Annotated in this window: 14 protein-coding genes; 5 read left to right on the forward strand and 9 right to left on the reverse strand. The window is 49.2% G+C overall.

Annotated elements, in window-relative coordinates; genetic code table 11:
- Positions 1 to 77: 77 nt before the first annotated feature.
- Positions 78 to 3,596 carry a hybrid sensor histidine kinase/response regulator gene (locus tag K0H60_RS17325; protein ID WP_258405761.1) on the reverse strand — a complete coding sequence of 1,173 codons (3,519 nt, stop codon included), beginning with the start codon at positions 3,594 to 3,596 and terminating at the stop codon, positions 78 to 80.
- Positions 3,597 to 3,741: 145 nt separating this feature from the next.
- Between K0H60_RS17325 and K0H60_RS17330 the strand changes: the two genes are divergently transcribed.
- The gene (locus tag K0H60_RS17330; RefSeq protein ID WP_220056499.1) at positions 3,742 to 4,917 is read left to right on the forward strand and encodes an MFS transporter; all 1,176 of its coding nucleotides are present in this window, start codon (positions 3,742 to 3,744) and stop codon (positions 4,915 to 4,917) included.
- A gap of 2 nt (positions 4,918 to 4,919) precedes the next feature.
- Complete coding sequence (locus K0H60_RS17335; protein ID WP_220056500.1) at positions 4,920 to 5,909, forward strand: alpha/beta hydrolase; 990 nt, start codon at positions 4,920 to 4,922, stop codon at positions 5,907 to 5,909.
- A 116-nt stretch (positions 5,910 to 6,025) separates the two neighbouring features.
- Here the strand turns inward: K0H60_RS17335 and K0H60_RS17340 are convergent, their stop codons facing one another.
- The 5 genes from K0H60_RS17340 to K0H60_RS17360 form a co-directional block, all read right to left on the reverse strand.
- Entirely contained in the window at positions 6,026 to 6,481 is a 456-nt protein-coding gene (locus K0H60_RS17340; protein WP_220056501.1) for a hypothetical protein, read from the reverse strand.
- A gap of 126 nt (positions 6,482 to 6,607) precedes the next feature.
- A complete protein-coding gene (locus K0H60_RS17345) occupies positions 6,608 to 8,314 on the reverse strand; it encodes an amidase (RefSeq protein ID WP_086902839.1) in 1,707 nt (568 codons plus the stop codon).
- Positions 8,315 to 8,391: 77 nt separating this feature from the next.
- Positions 8,392 to 9,504, reverse strand: a complete 1,113-nt coding sequence (aguA, locus tag K0H60_RS17350) for an agmatine deiminase (RefSeq protein ID WP_220056502.1) — start codon at positions 9,502 to 9,504, stop codon at positions 8,392 to 8,394.
- A 386-nt stretch (positions 9,505 to 9,890) separates the two neighbouring features.
- Entirely contained in the window at positions 9,891 to 11,942 is a 2,052-nt protein-coding gene (locus tag K0H60_RS17355; RefSeq protein WP_220056503.1) for an extracellular catalytic domain type 1 short-chain-length polyhydroxyalkanoate depolymerase, read from the reverse strand.
- A 141-nt stretch (positions 11,943 to 12,083) separates the two neighbouring features.
- Positions 12,084 to 12,950 (reverse strand): 3-hydroxybutyrate dehydrogenase, encoded by an 867-nt coding sequence (locus tag K0H60_RS17360; RefSeq protein WP_286670295.1) that lies wholly within the window; start codon positions 12,948 to 12,950, stop codon positions 12,084 to 12,086.
- A gap of 152 nt (positions 12,951 to 13,102) precedes the next feature.
- Here K0H60_RS17360 and K0H60_RS17365 point away from each other — a divergent pair, with 152 nt between their 5' ends.
- Both K0H60_RS17365 and K0H60_RS17370 read left to right on the forward strand, forming a co-directional pair.
- Positions 13,103 to 13,810 (forward strand): CoA transferase subunit A, encoded by a 708-nt coding sequence (locus K0H60_RS17365; protein WP_220053854.1) that lies wholly within the window; start codon positions 13,103 to 13,105, stop codon positions 13,808 to 13,810.
- 9 nt (positions 13,811 to 13,819) lie between these two features.
- Positions 13,820 to 14,479: a 3-oxoacid CoA-transferase subunit B gene (locus K0H60_RS17370; protein ID WP_220056504.1), complete on the forward strand. Its 660-nt coding sequence runs from the start codon at positions 13,820 to 13,822 to the stop codon at positions 14,477 to 14,479.
- 191 nt (positions 14,480 to 14,670) lie between these two features.
- Here the strand turns inward: K0H60_RS17370 and K0H60_RS17375 are convergent, their stop codons facing one another.
- From K0H60_RS17375 to K0H60_RS17385, 3 genes are all read right to left on the reverse strand, one after another.
- On the reverse strand, positions 14,671 to 15,105 hold the full coding sequence (locus K0H60_RS17375) for a hypothetical protein (protein ID WP_220056505.1): 435 nt from the start codon (positions 15,103 to 15,105) through the stop codon (positions 14,671 to 14,673).
- Between the two features lie 359 nt (positions 15,106 to 15,464).
- Positions 15,465 to 16,139 (reverse strand): hypothetical protein, encoded by a 675-nt coding sequence (locus tag K0H60_RS17380; RefSeq protein ID WP_220056506.1) that lies wholly within the window; start codon positions 16,137 to 16,139, stop codon positions 15,465 to 15,467.
- A gap of 154 nt (positions 16,140 to 16,293) precedes the next feature.
- Positions 16,294 to 16,815 carry a type II secretion system protein gene (locus tag K0H60_RS17385; protein WP_220056507.1) on the reverse strand — a complete coding sequence of 174 codons (522 nt, stop codon included), beginning with the start codon at positions 16,813 to 16,815 and terminating at the stop codon, positions 16,294 to 16,296.
- A 326-nt stretch (positions 16,816 to 17,141) separates the two neighbouring features.
- On the opposite strand from K0H60_RS17385, the gene K0H60_RS17390 reads away from it, so the two are divergent.
- Positions 17,142 to 17,990 carry a hypothetical protein gene (locus tag K0H60_RS17390; RefSeq protein ID WP_220056508.1) on the forward strand — a complete coding sequence of 283 codons (849 nt, stop codon included), beginning with the start codon at positions 17,142 to 17,144 and terminating at the stop codon, positions 17,988 to 17,990.
- Positions 17,991 to 18,009 lie beyond the last annotated feature (19 nt).

The following is an 18,009-nucleotide window of genomic DNA, read 5'->3' on the forward strand; positions in this document are numbered from 1 at the left end:
AAACCTAAAGGAAAACAGTGGCACTAAACCACTGTTTTTATCCGTATTTATTAAGCCAGAAGCACGATAGTGCAGAGTTAAGACAATTGCTTAATCAATCGTTTTAAGGCGGTGGCCTTAACGGGTTTACGCACAAAACTGAACTGTGCACTGCTGGTATGTTGCCGCACGGATTCAGACGGATCCGCCGAGCAGATAATGCAGGTCGGACGCTGGCCGCTAAACACAGGATGAGTGAGCAAGCTTTGCACCAGATCGACACCGTTTTGGTCATCATCCAAGTGGTAATCGGCAATAATAAGCTTCGGCAACACCTGCTGCGTCAGTTGCTGCTCGGCGCTGGCTTTATCTCGAGCAGTGAGTACATTGCAGCCCCAGCCTAACAGCAATGAGGAAATGGCCTTTAGCATTAACTCATCGTTATCTATGACTAACACGCTGATATTAAAGCTATCATTTACACCTTCCTCTTCGCTGCGTAGCTTAACCACATTACTGGGTTTGGCCTGAGCGAATACGCGCGGTACTTCAACACTAAAACAGGTGCCCTTACCCACCTCGGAGTGCAAGCTAATCTTAAGCCCGAGTAACTTAGCGATGCGATCGCAAATCGCCAGCCCCAGCCCAAGCCCCGGGATCTCCCGCGTTTGTTCGAGGCGCTCAAACTCACCGAAAATCGCCTGCTGTTTATCTTGAGGTATGCCCGGGCCATTGTCCCACACTTGGATAAGCAGGCTATGTTCGAGTCGCCTCACCCCCAGCAGCACCTTAGGCACAAAATCGGCTTGTGATAGCTTAGGCAGAGCCGCGCTGGCATTGAGCGGCAGCGGCGTTTGCCGATTCACCGCGCCAGCCGGGGAATAATGGAACGCATTGGAGAGGAAGTTTTGAATAATCCGTCGCAGTAAACGTTGATCGCTCTGCACTAGGCAGGAGGAAAACTGATAGGAAAAATCTATGCCCTGCTCGGCAGAAAGTACTTTAAATTCATTTACTAAGGTCGAGAGTAAATCATTGAGCGCAAACTGGCTCTGCTCGGTTTTAAGGCTGCTGCTATCGAGGCGGGAAATTTCCACCAGATCGGATAACAGGCTCTCCACCACATTTAAGGAGGCTTCAATATGAGTGGCGAGATCCTTGAGTTCGGTCGACGTCACCCGCTGTTTGAGCATCTCGGTAAACAGGGTGAGCGCGTTAAAGGGCTGCATTAAGTCGTGGCTCGCCGCCGCTAAAAAACGCGTCTTACTGCTATTGGCCGCCTCGGCTTCGGCCTTGGCTTTAGCGAGCTCCCTTGTGCGGCTTTCGACCCGCTTTTCGAGGGTTTCGTTAGCCAGTTGCAGGGCTTTTTCGGCCTGAATATGGTCGGTAATATCGGTAAAGGTACTGACAAAGCCACCACCAGGCATGGCTTGACCACGGATTTCCAGCACTTTGCCATCGAGCATAGTGCGCAGAAAATGATGTGGACTACCGCTACGCATATGGGCGAGGCGCTTTTCCAGCAGCTCATGGGCCTCATCGCCTACAATGATGCCGCGCTCGATATTAAACCTCAGCAGCTTCTCTATCGGTATGCCAGCTTTTACCAAATCTTTAGGATAATCAAGCAACTCAATATAACGTTTGTTCCATGCAACTAGGCGCATATCGGCATCGACCACGCTAATGCCCTGTTCGATATTTTCGACCCCAGATTGCAGCAGTTCGCGGTTAAACTCGAAGATCTGGTTGGCCTCATCGACTATGCTGACCACATCCTCCAGCGGCACCTGCTGCGAGCGTGAGGCGGCATTCATCACCATCCGCGTCGAGGCAGACCCTAACACCCCCGACAACTTAAGGCGGGTGTAATCCACCAGCTCCTCGCGCCGTGTGGCTAATTGCAATTCAGAACCAAGTACCTTCGCCCTAGCCAGCAGGGCGTCGGCTTCTTCCTTATTGATAAAGCGGTGTAATAGGCTCGCCAGATCCTCAACCGAGAGGTGCCGTTCCAGCGCCACCTGTTTGCGGTTAACAAACACATCGGCTTGAAGCACTTCCCCCACACTCTGCTCTTTCAGCAACGAAATCAGCACAAAACAACCGACGTTCGCAAGCAAACTATACAGTAGGCCGTGGCTGATATTATCCAGCCCTGTTAGACCAAATAGCGCGGTTGGGGTTAGCCATGGAATATTCAACAACCCTTGAGTGACCCAGAGAGCATCGGGGAAGGTCGCGGGCAGCAGCAAGGTATAAAGCCAGACTAAACTGCCCATCAACATGCCCCAAAAGGCACCTTGAGTGGTGGCGCGGCGCCAATAGAGCGCCCCTACGGCGGCGGGAAAGAACTGCGACAGCAGCACAAAGGATAATAAGCCAATGCTGGCCAAGTGATTCTGCTGATCGATATAACGCTCGAAGGCAAAGGCCGATAGCAGAATCGCCGCTATCGATATCCGCCGTAAATTGAGCAATATCCCCGCGAGCTGTGGCGTCTGCTGCGAGCTAAATTTCGGCAACCTCAGCAGCAATGGAGTTAAAATCTCGGTTGAAATCATGGTACTGAGTACAATCGCCGCCACGATCACCATGGCGGTTGCCGCCGCAAGGCCGCCAATATACACCAAGACCCCCAGCCAAGCCTGCTGATAGAAGAGTGGTAAGGTCAGCACATAGGTGTCGGCATCGACACTGCCGCCGGGAAAGCTAATCTGCCCCGCAAGCGCGATAGGCAATACAAAGGCATTAATCAGCAGCAGATACAGCGGCACCATCCAACGGGCGGCTTTTAACTCTTTGGCATGATGATTTTCAATCATCATCATGTGAAATTCCTGTGGCAGCGCATAGATGGTGATGGCACCCAGCAGAATTTGTGACAGCACAAAATAGAGTGAATTGCCCTCAGAGCTCGGCGGCAAATGCTGACCTCGAGCGAGCAAATCACTAAAACCATCAAACACATAGAAAGTCGCGAACAACCCGACCATGGTGAGCGCAAACAGTTTTACGATAGAGCTAAAGGCTATCGCCAGAACCAAGCCTTGATTTTGTTTACTGGCCGAAAGCTGCCGAGTACCGAATAAGATACTAAAGATAATCAACACGATAGTAACAATAAACGCAGTGCTGATCCCTGATTGAAAAGTGCCAGTTAAAAGGTCGAAGCTGGTGCTTATCGCCCTCAGTTGCAGCGCGATATAGGGAATAGTGCCAAAGAGGGACACCATGGCAACACTGGCGGCAATTTTAGGCGAGCGGTCAAAGCGGCAGGCGATAAAGTCGGCAATCGAGGTCAGGTTTTGGCTTTTGATGATCTGCAGCGTGCGCATCAACATAGGCCACGCCAGCACGAGACAGATTATCGAACCTATGTAGATGGGCGCTAACCAAGCACCCGTGGTCGCCGCTTGCCCAACCGTGCCGTAAAACGCCCACGAAGTACAACACACCCCCAAGGACAAACTGTACACCCAAGGCCGTTTACGCCATTGATCTATCGCCTGATTTTGCCCCCACTGGGCGACAATAAACAGCACAGCCAAATAGGCAATCGATATAACGCTGATCCACCAAGTATCAACAGACAACCACGCCAGCAAGATATTCCCCAATCAACCTGTATACACCCAGCCAAACTACACTAGACAAACAAATTGTTAAACACTTGATAACAGCACGGTGCACTAAGGTAGTACTTATTTATCCCACCCCATCGGCTAACCTACGGCCAATATTGACTCGAGGTTTTAAACAACTATGCCGATAAAAATTACCCATAAATATCTCGTAGAAGGCTTGGTTTTTACCAGTTACGTCTTATTTGCAATGGCATGGGTTGGCGGCACCGCGAGTATGAATAACATCATGGCCTCGATGCATATCGAGAGCTATGCTTCCGCCAGTTTACTGAGCGGTGCAGTCACCTTAGCCAAAATTGTCGGCACCTTTGCCGCGGCCTATCTCACCCTCAAATTTGGGGTGAAGTATGCGTTTTTAGTCGCGGCATTATTGATAGTCACGGGCATCATGACACCCTACGCCCCGAACTATGAGTTACTGCTGGTGAGCCGCTTTTTAATGGGGCTGGGCGGCGCTTTTATGATTGTCTATTTCAACCCGATTGTGATGCACTGGTTCGCCCCCGAAGAGCGCCCTGTGATCAATGGATTAAACGCAGTGGCCTTTAATGTGGGCACGGCTATCGTGCTTTGGGGCATGCCGAGCATCAATGCCATCAGCGGCGGTTGGCAACAAAGCCTGTTGGTGTTTTCCCTGGCCAGTCTGGTACTGGCGCTGCTGTGGTTATTGGTAAAGTTTGAACAAGCCCCCAGCCATCAAGCCAATGCACAGCAAGATGCCATCACCTCATACTCCTATCTCGATGGCTTAAAAGACGGCTTTAACTGGGCCTATGCCCTCACCTACTCGGGATTATTATCCTTTTACATTTGCCTATTTACCTTTTATCCGCTGGCGGGCATCAGCCAGAGTAAGTGGGTGATTGGCTTTGGGATTGTCGGCACCATAGCGGGGATACTCTATAGCCGTAAACAGCCCCTGCGCCTACCGATTATTCGCCTCAGCGGCCTACTGATTTTCTTGACTGTGTTAGGGCTCTCCTTTGGCTCGGCGCCTTGGCTACAAACCCTGTGCGCCATCGTCTTAGGCTTTTGCATCTTTTTACCCGTCACCGCTTTAGTCTCGATTCCCCACGAGCTACCTAAGATGACCAGTCAAAAAATCACAGTGATTTTTAGCCTGTTTTGGTCCATCAGCTATCTGATTTCGACCTTAGTGCTATGGCTGTTTGGCAAGCTCGTGGATATCAACCAAGGCAGTTACTTCGCCTCGTTTGTGCTGATCACCCTGTTAAGCGCCACAGTGTTTGTTGGCAGCTATTTTCTCCCCGAAACCGGACAAGCTAAGGAGTAAGCATGCAAGTTTCCCCACGCGGTACCGCTTCAGCAAAGCTAAGGGATTTTCTTGAGTTAGCGAACCAGAATATCGCCCTCGCGAAACAGCAAAATATTCAATACAGCCCACAGCTGCTGCGGGAAAACTTGAACAAACTCGCCGCCCTGATGAGCGCTAAACCTGAGGTAAGTTATATCGCCGATAAGGCATGGCAAGTGAAAGATGCGCTGCATGGCGACAGGGAAATTGGCTGCCGTGTTTACAGCCCTGCGCCCAGCAAAGCCCTGCCCGTGGTGTTACATTTTCACGGCGGCGGCCATATGTGCGGCAGTGTGGAGCTGTACGACCCTATCTGTCGTCACCTTGCCAGCATCGCTCAGTGTGTGGTGATCAGTATCGAGTATCGCCTCGCGCCCGAACATCCCTATCCGGCGGGACTTGAAGACTGCGAATACGCCCTGCGCCACTATCAAAGTGTGCTGACTGAAGTGCAATACCAACAAGGTGTCAGCATCATGGGCGACAGTGCAGGTGGCGCGCTCTGCACAAGCCTTAGCCAACGCAGCCTAAGCGACAACACGCTTAATATCGCCAAGCAGATCTTGGTGTATCCCAGCGTGGATTACACTATGGCGAGCGCTTCCTATCAGAGTAATGGCGCAGGTTTCTTGCTCGAAACCCCTAGGGTGCAATGGTACTTCGAGCAGTATTTTCAAGAGGTGGCTAAGGATGCCGAGCGCGTTAAACAAGCTTCCCCCTTACATGGCGAGTTCAACGCCAAACTGCCCAGCACCTTGATATTTACCGCGGGCTGCGACCCATTGCGGGATGAGGGCATTGCCTATGCCAACGCCTTAACGGCGGCTGGCGTGAAGGTGCAGCACCATCAATTTGAAGACATGATCCACGCCTATATGCTGCTGCAGGATTTGGTTTCGGAGGAATGCCTTGCGACCTACCGTATGATTGCCGCGTTTTTAGCTGAGCCCATAATCGCTAACACTCGCTAGCTCGCCTATTCAGACTCTCCCTCGAAGCACCTACACCCAAGATATGCTTGTAGGTGCTTATTTTTAAGTAGTCATTAGCGGGTGGACATCATTAAAAAATACAGCTATGCCCCAAATTACTCGCTATAAATCACGCCAATTTTCCCATTTAAAAATGGCACTTGGATTAATTGTTCATTCGTCCAAGGTGTAAGGTAACCAATTGATATAGCATTAGTACCCAATTCACCCTCACCATAGGCGTACTCGTGACTAGTGTGAACCTCAATCAGCTCAGGAGTGAGCAATGACCATACAGTGACAACATCAACCTTGAAATCAACAGGCACGATATTACATGCATGAATAAACTCGACCACTTTAGTCGATATTTCATCGCGCAACGTCTCACTTGGCTCGATAAGTAATGTGAGGGCCATGCGTTGACTGGCCGAAGGCCCATTAACATCACCATGAATAACCAGTTGAAAGTCTCCCCCGAGGTAGGGAATCGACAATGAGGTTTGCCAAACTTTGGACTTTCCTTTAGCTCTGAGTACACCAAAAGGCATGAGTTCGATAGTGCGGTACATGGTTAAAGTAGAATCCTAACGCTGGAATAGGTTTGATAAATAACGCATGAGAGATTAACGCGAAAAAAACGGGATAGGTATTGTTACCCATCCCGTTTTGTATTTCTCAGTCTTACGGCTTAGAGCTTATTGACTCAACGGCGGTGTACGCGGCGGAATCATACGCTTATTGCCCGTCGACTCGAACGCACCGGCAAACTTCAGCAGATTGTTATCATCGTAGGCACGGCCCGCGAAGGTTAATCCTACAGGCATGCCAATATCGGCCATTACGCCCATAGGCACAGTCACAGTCGGCACGCCTAAATGGCGAATCGCAAGGTTACCGTTTGCCACCCAAACCCCGTTGCTCCAAGCGATATCGGCTGAGGCCGGATTCACATGGGCATCGGCGGGGCCAACATCGGCCACGGTCGGAAACAGCACGGCATCAAGCTTAAGTCCGTCCATCCAGTCTTCGAGATCCAGCTTACGGGTCTTTTCTAAACCACGCAGACCATCGGGAATACTGTCGATCTGGTCATAGGATTTCAGGCCGCGTTTGGCCATGTTGACATACTCTTCCATGCCCGCGGCTAAGTCACCCTCACGGTTTGGCAAGGTGCCGAGGTCATGGGGGAATATCAAATGCCCCACCACATCTTCAAGCTTGTTGAGTTTAGGATCGTTGTTCGCCCGCAGGAATTCATCGAACGCCCAACCCGAGAGTTCCCATAATTCATCATGGAGGAATTGGGGCGTCACTATGCCACGGTTAAACACGGTCGGCGCGCCTGGGCGGTCGCCTTCACAGTTAGACACCAGCGGAAAATCGACTTCAATCACTTCCGCACCAGCGGCTTCTAGGGCTTTACGCGCCGCTTCCCATAAATCGATAACCGATTGGCGTGTATGGATACGTTGGCCGGTTGGTCCGCCGATACCTGGGTTTTCGCTGGTACCAGCTAGTTCATCTTTGTTGATGTACATGCGTGGTACGCCAAAACGCTTCCCCTTAAGGGTGTCGGCACTGGCGGCGAGTGCCAGATAGGATTCTGGGCGAACGCTAGAAGCCTTAGGGATTTGAACCCAAGGTTGCAGGCGCCAGAGGTCGCCACGGGTGATAGGGTCATCGGCCACAATCACATCCAGCACTTCGAGCATATCCGCCATAGTGCGGGTATAAGGCACGACCACGTCCATGGTTGGGGTCAATGGCCAGTTGCCACGCACCGAAATCACGCCACGAGACGGCGTATAGGCACACAAACCGTTGTTGGACGCAGGGCCACGGCCACTCGACCATGTCTCTTCGGCAAGACCGAACGCCGAGTAGCTTGCCGCCGTTCCAGTGCCCGCACCGTTGGATGAGCCCGAAGCAAAGGGCGCCGTCAGATAGTTCGCATTGTAGGGGCTTTCGGCGCGGCCATAGTGACCACGCTGCATGCCGCCATTCGCCATGGGTGGCATATTGGTTTTGCCTAAGCAAATAGCACCCGCGGCGCGTAGGCGCTCGACGGCAAAGGCATCGTACTGGGCCACTAAATCTTTAAATGCTGGGCTGCCAGACGCCGCCGTCAATCCCTTCACTAAATAGCTGTCCTTAGCGGTGTAAGGAATACCATCGAGCGGGCTTAAGGTTTCGCCACGGGCACGGCGCGCATCGGAAGCCTCGGCTTCTTTCAGCGCATCGGGATTGTGCACCACTAACGCATTCAGCTTAGTCTCAGTGGCAGGGCCATCGTAAGCCGCCACTCGAGCCAAATAGGATTTCACCAACTCAACCGCAGTCGTGCGGCCGGATTCGAGCGCTTCACGCAGCTCGGCAATGGAAACTTCAGTCACTTCAAACATTTTACGCCCTCCCGCAGAAAACCAATTGTGGTGCAATAACAGTGACATCAAGCGTCATACTGTTCTCCTTGGTGTACTTACTTTCCAGAAGGGATCTGCTGGGTAATACAATGGATATTGCCGCCACCTAATAAAATCTCCCGCGCGGGCACACCCACAATCTTGTGCTCAGGGAAAATTTCCTGCAGTTTTTGCGCGGCGATATCGTCGGTTGCAGGGTCAAGCAGTGGGAAGACGATACGGTCGTTAGTGATTAAAAAGTTCACATAAGAACCCGCTAAGCGCTCGCCCGCAGTGCGCGGTACGCCAGTGCCTTCTGTCACGCCTCTTGATTCTTCTTCGGTGCAATACAGAGGACCCGGTTGTGGCAGCAGGTGAATTTTTAACTTGCGACCTTGGGCGTCAACCGTGTTTTGCAACACGTCCAACGCGGCTTTCGAGCGTGGGTATTGTGGATCGGTTTCATCGTCGGTCCAGTGCAGGATCACTTCACCAGGGCGCGCAAAACAACACATGTTGTCGATATGGCCGTCGGTTTCGTCCATATAAACGCCCTCTTCCAACCAGATAAACTGCTTAACATTCAAATAGTCACGCAGTAAGGCTTCGATCTGCTCTTTCGTCAGGTCTGGGTTACGGTTGGCATTCAGTAAACATTCGGCCGTGGTCATACAGGTGCCTTCACCATCGACGTGGATGGAGCCACCTTCGAGGATCAGCGGTGCACTATAACGAGCAAAACCATGTTGCTTGAGCATTTGTGCGGCAACCTGTTCGTCCTTATCCCATGGGAAATACAGACCGCCATTGTGACCACCCCAAGCATTGAAGCCCCAATCCACACCACGGCATTCGCCCTCGGCATTAACCACCACAGTAGGTCCAGTGTCGCGAGCCCAGCAGTCGTTGCTGTCGATTTCGACCAGAGTCACGTGGGAAGGCATCACTTTTTGAGCTTCTGCTAAAAAGGCTTGAGGAACACCCATATAAACGGGAGTTGCCCCACCAATGGCATCGGCCACCTTAGCAAAGGTCGCTTGAGCATAAGCACCTGCAGAGCGCCAGTTATCAGGACGATATGGCCAAATCATCCATACGGCTTGCTGCGCCGCCCATTCGGCGGGCATGTAAAAACCATCTTGTGATGGCTTAGTCGTTAACTGCGTGGCATCCACATTCGCGTTTGTCATGAGTTTTGTCTCCAGTAATGCTCAAATCTATAAGGGTGTACGCCCCATTTAGGACGACAGAATAGAAATACACCTAACATAATCAAATAAATACATCGAATAACCGCATTCATCACGCGGCGCGTTAGGTCAAAATTGCCACGTCTTCACTAGGTGAGTTTTCACCTCATAAAAATTCTGGCGCCTATCTTATCATTTAAGACGGCTTTCGCTGAATAGTGCTATGCAGGGCATTGCTTAGAATTTACAGGATAATGCGCTATTTGCTGTCAGTAGTCGCTCCCGTCATCCACCCAAGCCAATGCGAAAAGGCGAACCATAAGGTTCGCCTTTGTTATCAAGCCGAGCTCACCCAGTTAGGGCTTTCACCTAATCAACCTTTTCACTTAGTTAGGACAGCTACCAACCACATAGTAATTGGCGGCAGTATTGGCCAAAGTACTGCTATAGAAGGTGTTATAAAGCCCCATTAATTGACCCGACCCTTTAGCGTAGGCATAACCGCCACTGCTGGTCGCGCGCCCCGCCGTGACATGGGCATAGTTTGTCGCCGTGACTTGGGTACATTGATAAGTATCGCCATTAGGCGTGGTATCGCACGCATTGCCGATACCATCACCATCGTTATCCGCCTGATCCGCATTGGCGACATTAGGGCAGTTATCTATGCTGTCACTAATACCATCGTTGTCGCTATCTGTAGGCTCAGTGGTGCCACCGGTGCTACCTGTACATACCTGCGAAGGCCCCGCGCAGCTAGTATTGCCATCGGCAACCCACTGACATTGCGAGCTGCCCACCGCATATTCGCGCATGGTAAATTGCCCTGTACCGAAGGCAAGATAACAGGCGGAATAACCTACACCCCAAGTGATATGACCAAGATTAATATGGGTGTTGTAATCCCCCGTCACGCCCGCATCGATAGTAAAGTTAATGCTGTCTTGGCTAGAGAGTTGCGTGCTATCCATCGCAATCACGGTCGCAAGATTCGCACCGCCCGGTAAATTACAACCTTGAGCGCTATATTGAGTGCCATTAATGCTCGCGCTGACTTGCTGACCAGAACTAAAACCAACGGTCACCGAGGCTAAATTTTGGTTTGCATCGATAACCGAGCCTGTCACCGATGCGCATTGTCCTGAAACACTCACCTGAATATTACTCAGTACTGGCGCAGCATTCGCAGGCTCAGGCCCAACACGTACGGTTAACTCCACTGGCGCGCTAAGCGCAGACACATCATCACTTGCTTGTACCACCAGCTTGTACAGGCCATCACTCAAGCTCTGGCTAGATAGCTGAAAACTGCCGTCGCTACCAAGGCTTGTGGTACTCACATTGCCGATCAGGCTTTGGCCCGCACCGTCGAGCAAATAAATGCCCATAGTTACCTGCGCGACATACCCATCGCTATCATTAGCCATGCCAGAAACAGTCAGCACGCCCGCGTTATCCGCGCCAGTGACATTGGCAAGGGTAGGCAAGGCATTACGGTTTACCCTTTGGTTATTATCAGCGAAAAACTTCCCTAAATAGGTGGCAAAGTTAATGCTGTCGTCGGCGACATAATCCCCCGATGCGCCCGCCCCACCTGACCATGAATGGTCTAAGCCATCGAACCACAACATTGCCACCCGTTTGTTGCTCCACAGGGTTTCCGATGCCGTATGTCCAGCGCCTTCAGATAACGCATTAGTTCCGCTTAACTTAGTCACGCCATAAACCGTGGCAAAACCATCGGCATTCTGCTGGTTATAGCAAGTGTTGACCGTAGTGTCGGCCTTACCATGACCAATCACGGCTAACTGAGTCCCCAAATAACTCTTATAGCTACCCGCGTAGGATTCACAGCGTGATTTAAAGGTAGATGTCGATACGGTTTCACAGGTAGAGATCGCCCCATTCGAACTCGTCCCTATGCTTGGCCCCGCGCTTGAGGCCACCCCTGCAAACACATCGGGTGCCACGCAGGCAGTTTGCATTGCCATCGCCGCGCCCGAGGAGAGTCCTGCAATATACACCTGATTCGGGTCGATATGACGGTTTACATCACCCGACAGGGCATTGGCCAAATTAATCAGATTTTTATAATCCCCCGATGTCCGATTAATGCTGCCCTGCCAATAGGACCAACAGCTGTAGCCCGCCTTATTCATCGCATCGGGTACGGCAATGACCATACCGTGAGCCTCTGCGGCCTGTTCAAGGTTGGCAGTGAGATAGTTGTTGATGGGTTGCACGCAGCCATGCAGCACTAACATCAAGGCCTTACCGTCGCCCACCTTAGCGTCAGTATCCGGAGTGTAGATATGTACTTTGTTAAAACCACCAATGGCCACATTCTGTTGCCAACTTCCGGCGTACGTCAGAGATGAAAAAAGCCCAATTACAAGGAGTAGAAATTGGGCGACGAGACACGATTTGTTCCATTTCATTGTTATCACCTTTAAGGTTATTTTTGTTTGAAAATAGACATCAAACTAAACCTAGGTGAATCGCCTTAAAACGGATATGGGTCTTTAGAAGTAGACGCTAAAGTAATACTAACCTGTTGAGCTAAAAACGATTGCGTTAACCTATTGCGCGGTCCAGGCGCCGTCCATGGCCAGCGATGCGCCCGTAATTCCCCGCGCCGCACTGCTACATAAAAACAGCACAAATTCGCCAATCTGACGTGGGTCGAGCATCTCTGGCAGGGGTTGTTTTGCCGTGACGAGTTGATATTTAGCCTCGTCGTAACTTAAGCCCTTATTACTGGCGATGGCCTCAATCTGTTTGTTGATCAGCGGCGTATCCACCCAGCCAGGGCAAATCGCATTGACGGTAATTCCCTGCTCGGCGCACTCGATAGCCACGACTTTGGTTAAGCCGACAATCCCGTGTTTAGCCGCACAATAGGCCGCCTTGTTGACCGAGGCCACTAAGCCATGCACCGAGGCGATATTGATAATTCGGCCCCAACGCTTTTCGGCCATCGCAGGCACGGCTTGTTGAATGGTATGAAATGCCGAGGATAGGTTAATGGCGATAATGTCGTTCCATTTATCAATCGGGAAATGCGCGACATTTTCAGTGTGTTGAATACCAGCATTATTCACCAAAATATCAATACTGCCCAACGCCTTAACGCCAGCATCCATAAAAGCATGGATGCTCTCGGGATCCCGCAGATCGGCGTTACTGAAGAAAGTGTGGATGTGATATTGCTCGGCAAACTCCGCCGCAAGGCGCCGCCCTTCGGCCTCTGGCATTAACCCGTGCAGGATCAGATGACAACCTTGCTCCGCCAGCACATGGGCCGTTGCTAAACCAATACCACTGGTGGAGCCGGTGATCAGCCCTACCTTGCCCTTTAAGCTTGAGTGTTCAACCGCCATATTGCTTGTCTCCCGATGCTTTAAAATCCAGTCACAGTCCTTTATCCATGCCTTGAACACAGGCATAGCGGGTCGCCCATCCTCAACGCCCCAGACTCAATGTCACTAGAATATGGCAATTGGCCGCGGTTTTATTTGGCACCTTAGTACCATAGGAGCGCCCGAGAAATTGGGTAATAGTAAGCGCCACACTTTCAGCAAGCGTAAGAGAGCACTCCATGTCTGGATTGAATAAGGTGGTTACCAGCTACGCCGATGCGTTAGCGGGACTCGAAGATGGGATGACGGTGATTGCGGGCGGCTTTGGCCTTTGCGGTATTCCTGAAAATCTCATCAAAGAAATCAAACACAAGGGCACCAAAAACCTGACCGTCGTCTCCAATAACTGCGGTACCACGGAATATGGACTTGGGATCTTATTGCTCGATAAACAGATCAAAAAAATGATCGCCTCCTATGTGGGTGAAAATGCCAACTTCGAGGCGCAGATGATGTCTGGCGAACTGGAAGTTGAACTCACACCGCAGGGCACGCTGGCGGAAAAAATGCGGGCGGCGGGCGCGGGCATTCCGGCTTTTTATACCGCAACAGGCTATGGCACTGACGTCGCAATAGGTAAAGAAGTCAAAGAATTCAATGGTCGCCATTACATTCTTGAAGAATCCATTACAGGCGACTTTGCCATAGTCAAAGCCTGGAAGGCCGACACCTTCGGCAATTTAGTCTTTCGCAGAACCGCCCGTAACTTCAATCCGCTTGCCGCCACCGCGGGCAAGATAACCGTGGTGGAGGTGGAGGAAATTGTCGAGCCGGGTCAATTAGATCCCGATGAAATCCATACACCCGGCATCTATGTTGACCGGCTTATCCAAGGCAGCTTCGAGAAACGTATCGAGCAACTGACCACCCGTCCCTCCAGCAAATAGGATTTGGTTATGGCACTTTCAAGAGAACAACTCGCCCAGCGCGTAGCCCAAGAACTCAAAGATGGCTATTACGTGAATCTCGGCATTGGTATCCCCACACTGGTGGCCAACTATATTCCCGAAGGCATTGAAGTGATGCTGCAATCCGAAAATGGCCTGTTAGGGATGGGGCCTTTTCCGACCATGGAAGAGGTCGATGCCGACTTAATCAATGCAGGAAAACAAACCGTGACTATGGCAAGGGGCGCCGCCCTCTTCGACTCGGCCGAGTCCTTTGCGATGATCCGCGGCGGCCATGTGGATCTCACCGTATTAGGCGCCTTTGAGGTCGACACTCAGGGCAATATCGCCTCTTATATGATCCCGGGCAAACTGATCAAGGGCATGGGCGGCGCCATGGATCTTGTTGCCGGCGCCGACAATATTATTGTGACCATGACCCACGCCTCAAAACACGGTGAATCTAAGCTATTAACTGAATGCACCCTGCCGCTAACGGGTAAGGGCTGTATCAAAAAAGTACTGACAGACTTAGCCTTTATCGAAATCAAAGAAGGCAAATTTCATCTACTAGAACGTGCGCCAGGTGTGAGTGTCGAGGAGATTATCAAGCTCACCGCAGGCGAATTGGTGGTACCTGAGCATGTGCCCGAGATGATGTTTAACTAACAGCCTTTGAATAATAAGTTATGCGGAGCATAAAGACTGGCCTTAAAGGGATTAAATACCAAGTCCATCGGTTGAATCTATCACTACTTGTATAGAAAAGGTCAAAGTTGAAAGGGGGGATTGCTTTGCCATCCCCATATCTACAATATTCATCGCTGATTTTGAGTTATATCGAGATTTTCTCGTCATAGCTAACTCCTATTTATCGGCAAAAATTGTTTGTGTGCCTTTACGGCTAAATCCCCACAGGTACTATCTATCGCTGGTTTAATATCTTGATAGAACATCTTGAGCAATAGATCTTCTGATGAACGAATTGAAATATCGGCGCCAACTTTAATGGCTCCTTGGATAGTCTCTTCATAGTACAGGTTGTCACTGTATGACTGAGTCAATGCTCTGCCTGTTTCAAAGTAATAATGCAGATAAACCAACTCACCTACCATGACTCCATAAGAGTCTGATTCAGTTTGATTATCTATCTCCATCCCCAAAGCAGCTGCTAAGAGAATGCATTCTCCTATCTCTTTTGACGTGTCTAGCTCCTGAGCTTTGACTAGAAATGAGCCCAAAATCGAGCAGGCAACAACTAAGCCTACAATGAGGCTCTCAATTGATTTTTTCATAATGATATCTCTGTATTTATTGATGAATCGAACGACATAACTCTTACAAGTCATGTTGTTGCAGCTCTATTCACATAGTGGAAGTCGCTGGTGAATTGCTTTGCGGTATAGGCTTTACCATCAAATGGAGCATTCTCATGAACAGGCCTCTCTGCAGCTACGTAAATATAGCGAGCTGATTTAAATCCAAAATATCTAACGCTAGCTTAAGGTTAAGCATTAAACGCATGGCCTAGTACACGCATGTTAAGAATATGAATCCTGCTAGCAAACTAACACCCGCAGCTTTAAATCCTAAAATCTCCGTCAGAGAAGGTGTGCGAAGAACAATAAAATAGCGCCTTAATGAACTCGGTTGATTAAGTCTTTTGGAACTCAAACTTCTCATCGAACTTCTCCGTTTGCTGGCCATCTTTAAGATTGATGATTCGGCCATATAACTCGCTGACCTGTGGAATCTCATCACCCGTTAGGATAATTCCACCTAAGTCAACGGTGAGGACAATCTGTGAATCATCTACAAGGGTGCCTGCAACCCACTCAATGTCTGTCACGAATTGATAGTCTTGCACAATTTGAGCGCCTTCTATTGATGCCCTTACTTTCCCCCACTGACCATCGACAACTAACCGACCTATATTGTTATTTTTGCTGTCCAGGCAAGTAATAATATTACTGTCATCACTCCAATCTTCTGTCACACGATCACATGGCAACTCCACTCCCGTAATCACTTTGATACCATTAGTGTTGTAAATTACAGGTGACTTTAGGCCGCTGTCGTAGGGAGCTTGGTCAAGAATCGCTTTACCATTGTGTTCTTCGATTGAAGGGCCAAATGCAGCATAGAGCGAGAGTCCTATATTGACACGCTCGGCCAACTCTTTAGACGCGCGAAGGGCTGCATCACTAACAACATAAGCAACGTCCTGTAGAGCAGGCTTAACTGGATCAGCGCCTGTTTCACTGCCACCACATCCTCCTAATATGATGCCAATAGGTAACAGTAGAATAGATAAATAACGTGTTTGCATTTGGAACCCCAAAAGAAGAATAACATCCCATAGTTAACTCATTTCCACTCCTTGGAACTGTATAAATAACCATCAAAAAACTGACTTACCACAAAAACTTCACTCAGCACCAAGATGAATAAATATGCAACGCAATTTTAAAAGGCACCAGGTTCTAACAACCGCTGTCAACTGCCGTATACTGAGGTAAAGTAGTTGCTGTTGCGGCCTCATAGACTAAATAACATGCATTAGATACTGTGCTATCAGCGGTTTTTCCCTTTGTAACCAGTTTAAAACTTGTTCCGTTAATAGTACGGATCCCCCAATCTTCCGAGGACACTGTAGTGGTATCATCACTTAACTCCTGCAAGCTCACATCTAATATATCTTGTAAGTCTGCTGCAATAATTCCAACAGAACTGTTACCCGCTAAGTAACCATAATCGGCGATGACAATAACCCCTGGCTCTAATGTCACGATCTGAGCCTTAGCCTTTTCTAGTCCCGCTATTGCTGCTTTTGAATAGAGTAATGAATTTGCACCTTGCAATGCCCCCTTCATCCCTTGAAGAGTTGATTCTCTCGCATCAGATTGTAAATTAATAAATTTTGGTGCAGCCGTGACGGCAAGGATCCCAAGAATAATGATCACAACGACCAACTCTATCAGGGTAAATCCAGTTTGTTTTTGCATGATAAATTACCTTTATTGAATATCTGACCAAGCAAACCATACGTATACTTTTTAAACTGCTCAAGCGAAAATGTTTCAAAATTACACAGTTCAGCTTAAATTGTGAACAAATGCTGATTTTTGTGAAAATAAACTACAAAAAAGTTTTTTAAGAACTAAAGTTACCAGGTAATTAATCGATAATTACGAATAGATATTCAATCAACGATGACTAACCCTGATATTTTTGAAAATTCATGCATGATTACGTCAGACTCAAAGATTTACCGCTGTCGGCAAGGCATCAGTTTTCATAAAATATTTTGGATATTAATAGGATAAGCAAAATGAAAAAGTTAAAGAGCATAGGCTGTGGTGGTTTAATCTTGCTTTCACTCGGGGCTCAAGCGGCTTCAACCTCACACTTAGATGATCTCATTGATATAAGAGCAAGCAGCGGTGAACACCAGCTAGAAGAACGCGGCTATACCTATAAAAAAACAGTAAAAATCTCGAACAGCTCTATTACCTATTGGTGGAATGAACATAGGGAACAGTGTATAGCCGTCACCACAAAAGACGGGCGTTATAGTGCCATAATGAATCAACCCTCGGCAGTATGCGGTAACTCATCATCTAACCACTCGAGTGATAATAAACACGAGCACGATAATAGACATGAACAGGATAGGCATGAGCACAATAGGCACTCAAATAGCTTAGATGGCATTGTTGGACTGCGCGCTAATGCAGGAGAGAGTGAGCTCAAAGACCTAGGCTATTTCCACCGTAGCACTAAAACTCTCGGTTCGAGTAAAGTCAGCTATTGGTGGAGCCCACAGAAGCAAAACTGTATAGCTGTCACAACTAAGGACGGCCACTACACTTCTTATGCGAATCACCAGAACAACAAGTTTTGTGATGACGAGAATACAGATGAAGCAAGGCACCACAGTGAGCGCCACAATGCTAACAACTCAAATGATATTCAAAATCTTGTTGGGGGAAGAGCTAGCGGTGGAGAGAGAGCACTGGAAAATCATGGTTACGAGTTCATCAAATCTCAAAAAGGTAAAGACCGCATCTGGGGTTACTGGTGGAATAAGTCACAGCATAAGTGCCTTACAGTAGTCACTTTTGATGGTAAATACGAAACAATCACTGACTCGCCCGCTTTCGATTGTGGACGTAAATAACCACAGCTGTAATCAAATA

The sequence above is a fragment of the Shewanella mangrovisoli genome, from assembly GCF_019457635.1.
Classification (GTDB): Bacteria; Pseudomonadota; Gammaproteobacteria; order Enterobacterales; family Shewanellaceae; genus Shewanella; species Shewanella mangrovisoli.

What these genes read in the sequence shown, in the direction of transcription:
- K0H60_RS17330 (WP_220056499.1), top strand. Translation starts at nt 3,742, where the DNA reads ATGCCGATAAAAATTACCCATAAATATCTCGTAGAAGGCTTGGTTTTT.
- K0H60_RS17335 (WP_220056500.1), top strand. Translation starts at nt 4,920, where the DNA reads ATGCAAGTTTCCCCACGCGGTACCGCTTCAGCAAAGCTAAGGGATTTT.
- K0H60_RS17340 (WP_220056501.1), bottom strand. Translation starts at nt 6,481, where the DNA reads ATGTACCGCACTATCGAACTCATGCCTTTTGGTGTACTCAGAGCTAAA.
- K0H60_RS17345 (WP_086902839.1), bottom strand. Translation starts at nt 8,314, where the DNA reads ATGTTTGAAGTGACTGAAGTTTCCATTGCCGAGCTGCGTGAAGCGCTC.
- aguA (WP_220056502.1), bottom strand. Translation starts at nt 9,504, where the DNA reads ATGACAAACGCGAATGTGGATGCCACGCAGTTAACGACTAAGCCATCA.
- K0H60_RS17355 (WP_220056503.1), bottom strand. Translation starts at nt 11,942, where the DNA reads ATGAAATGGAACAAATCGTGTCTCGTCGCCCAATTTCTACTCCTTGTA.
- K0H60_RS17360 (WP_286670295.1), bottom strand. Translation starts at nt 12,950, where the DNA reads ATGCCTGTGTTCAAGGCATGGATAAAGGACTGTGACTGGATTTTAAAG.
- K0H60_RS17365 (WP_220053854.1), top strand. Translation starts at nt 13,103, where the DNA reads ATGTCTGGATTGAATAAGGTGGTTACCAGCTACGCCGATGCGTTAGCG.
- K0H60_RS17370 (WP_220056504.1), top strand. Translation starts at nt 13,820, where the DNA reads ATGGCACTTTCAAGAGAACAACTCGCCCAGCGCGTAGCCCAAGAACTC.
- K0H60_RS17375 (WP_220056505.1), bottom strand. Translation starts at nt 15,105, where the DNA reads ATGAAAAAATCAATTGAGAGCCTCATTGTAGGCTTAGTTGTTGCCTGC.
- K0H60_RS17380 (WP_220056506.1), bottom strand. Translation starts at nt 16,139, where the DNA reads ATGCAAACACGTTATTTATCTATTCTACTGTTACCTATTGGCATCATA.
- K0H60_RS17385 (WP_220056507.1), bottom strand. Translation starts at nt 16,815, where the DNA reads ATGCAAAAACAAACTGGATTTACCCTGATAGAGTTGGTCGTTGTGATC.
- K0H60_RS17390 (WP_220056508.1), top strand. Translation starts at nt 17,142, where the DNA reads ATGAAAAAGTTAAAGAGCATAGGCTGTGGTGGTTTAATCTTGCTTTCA.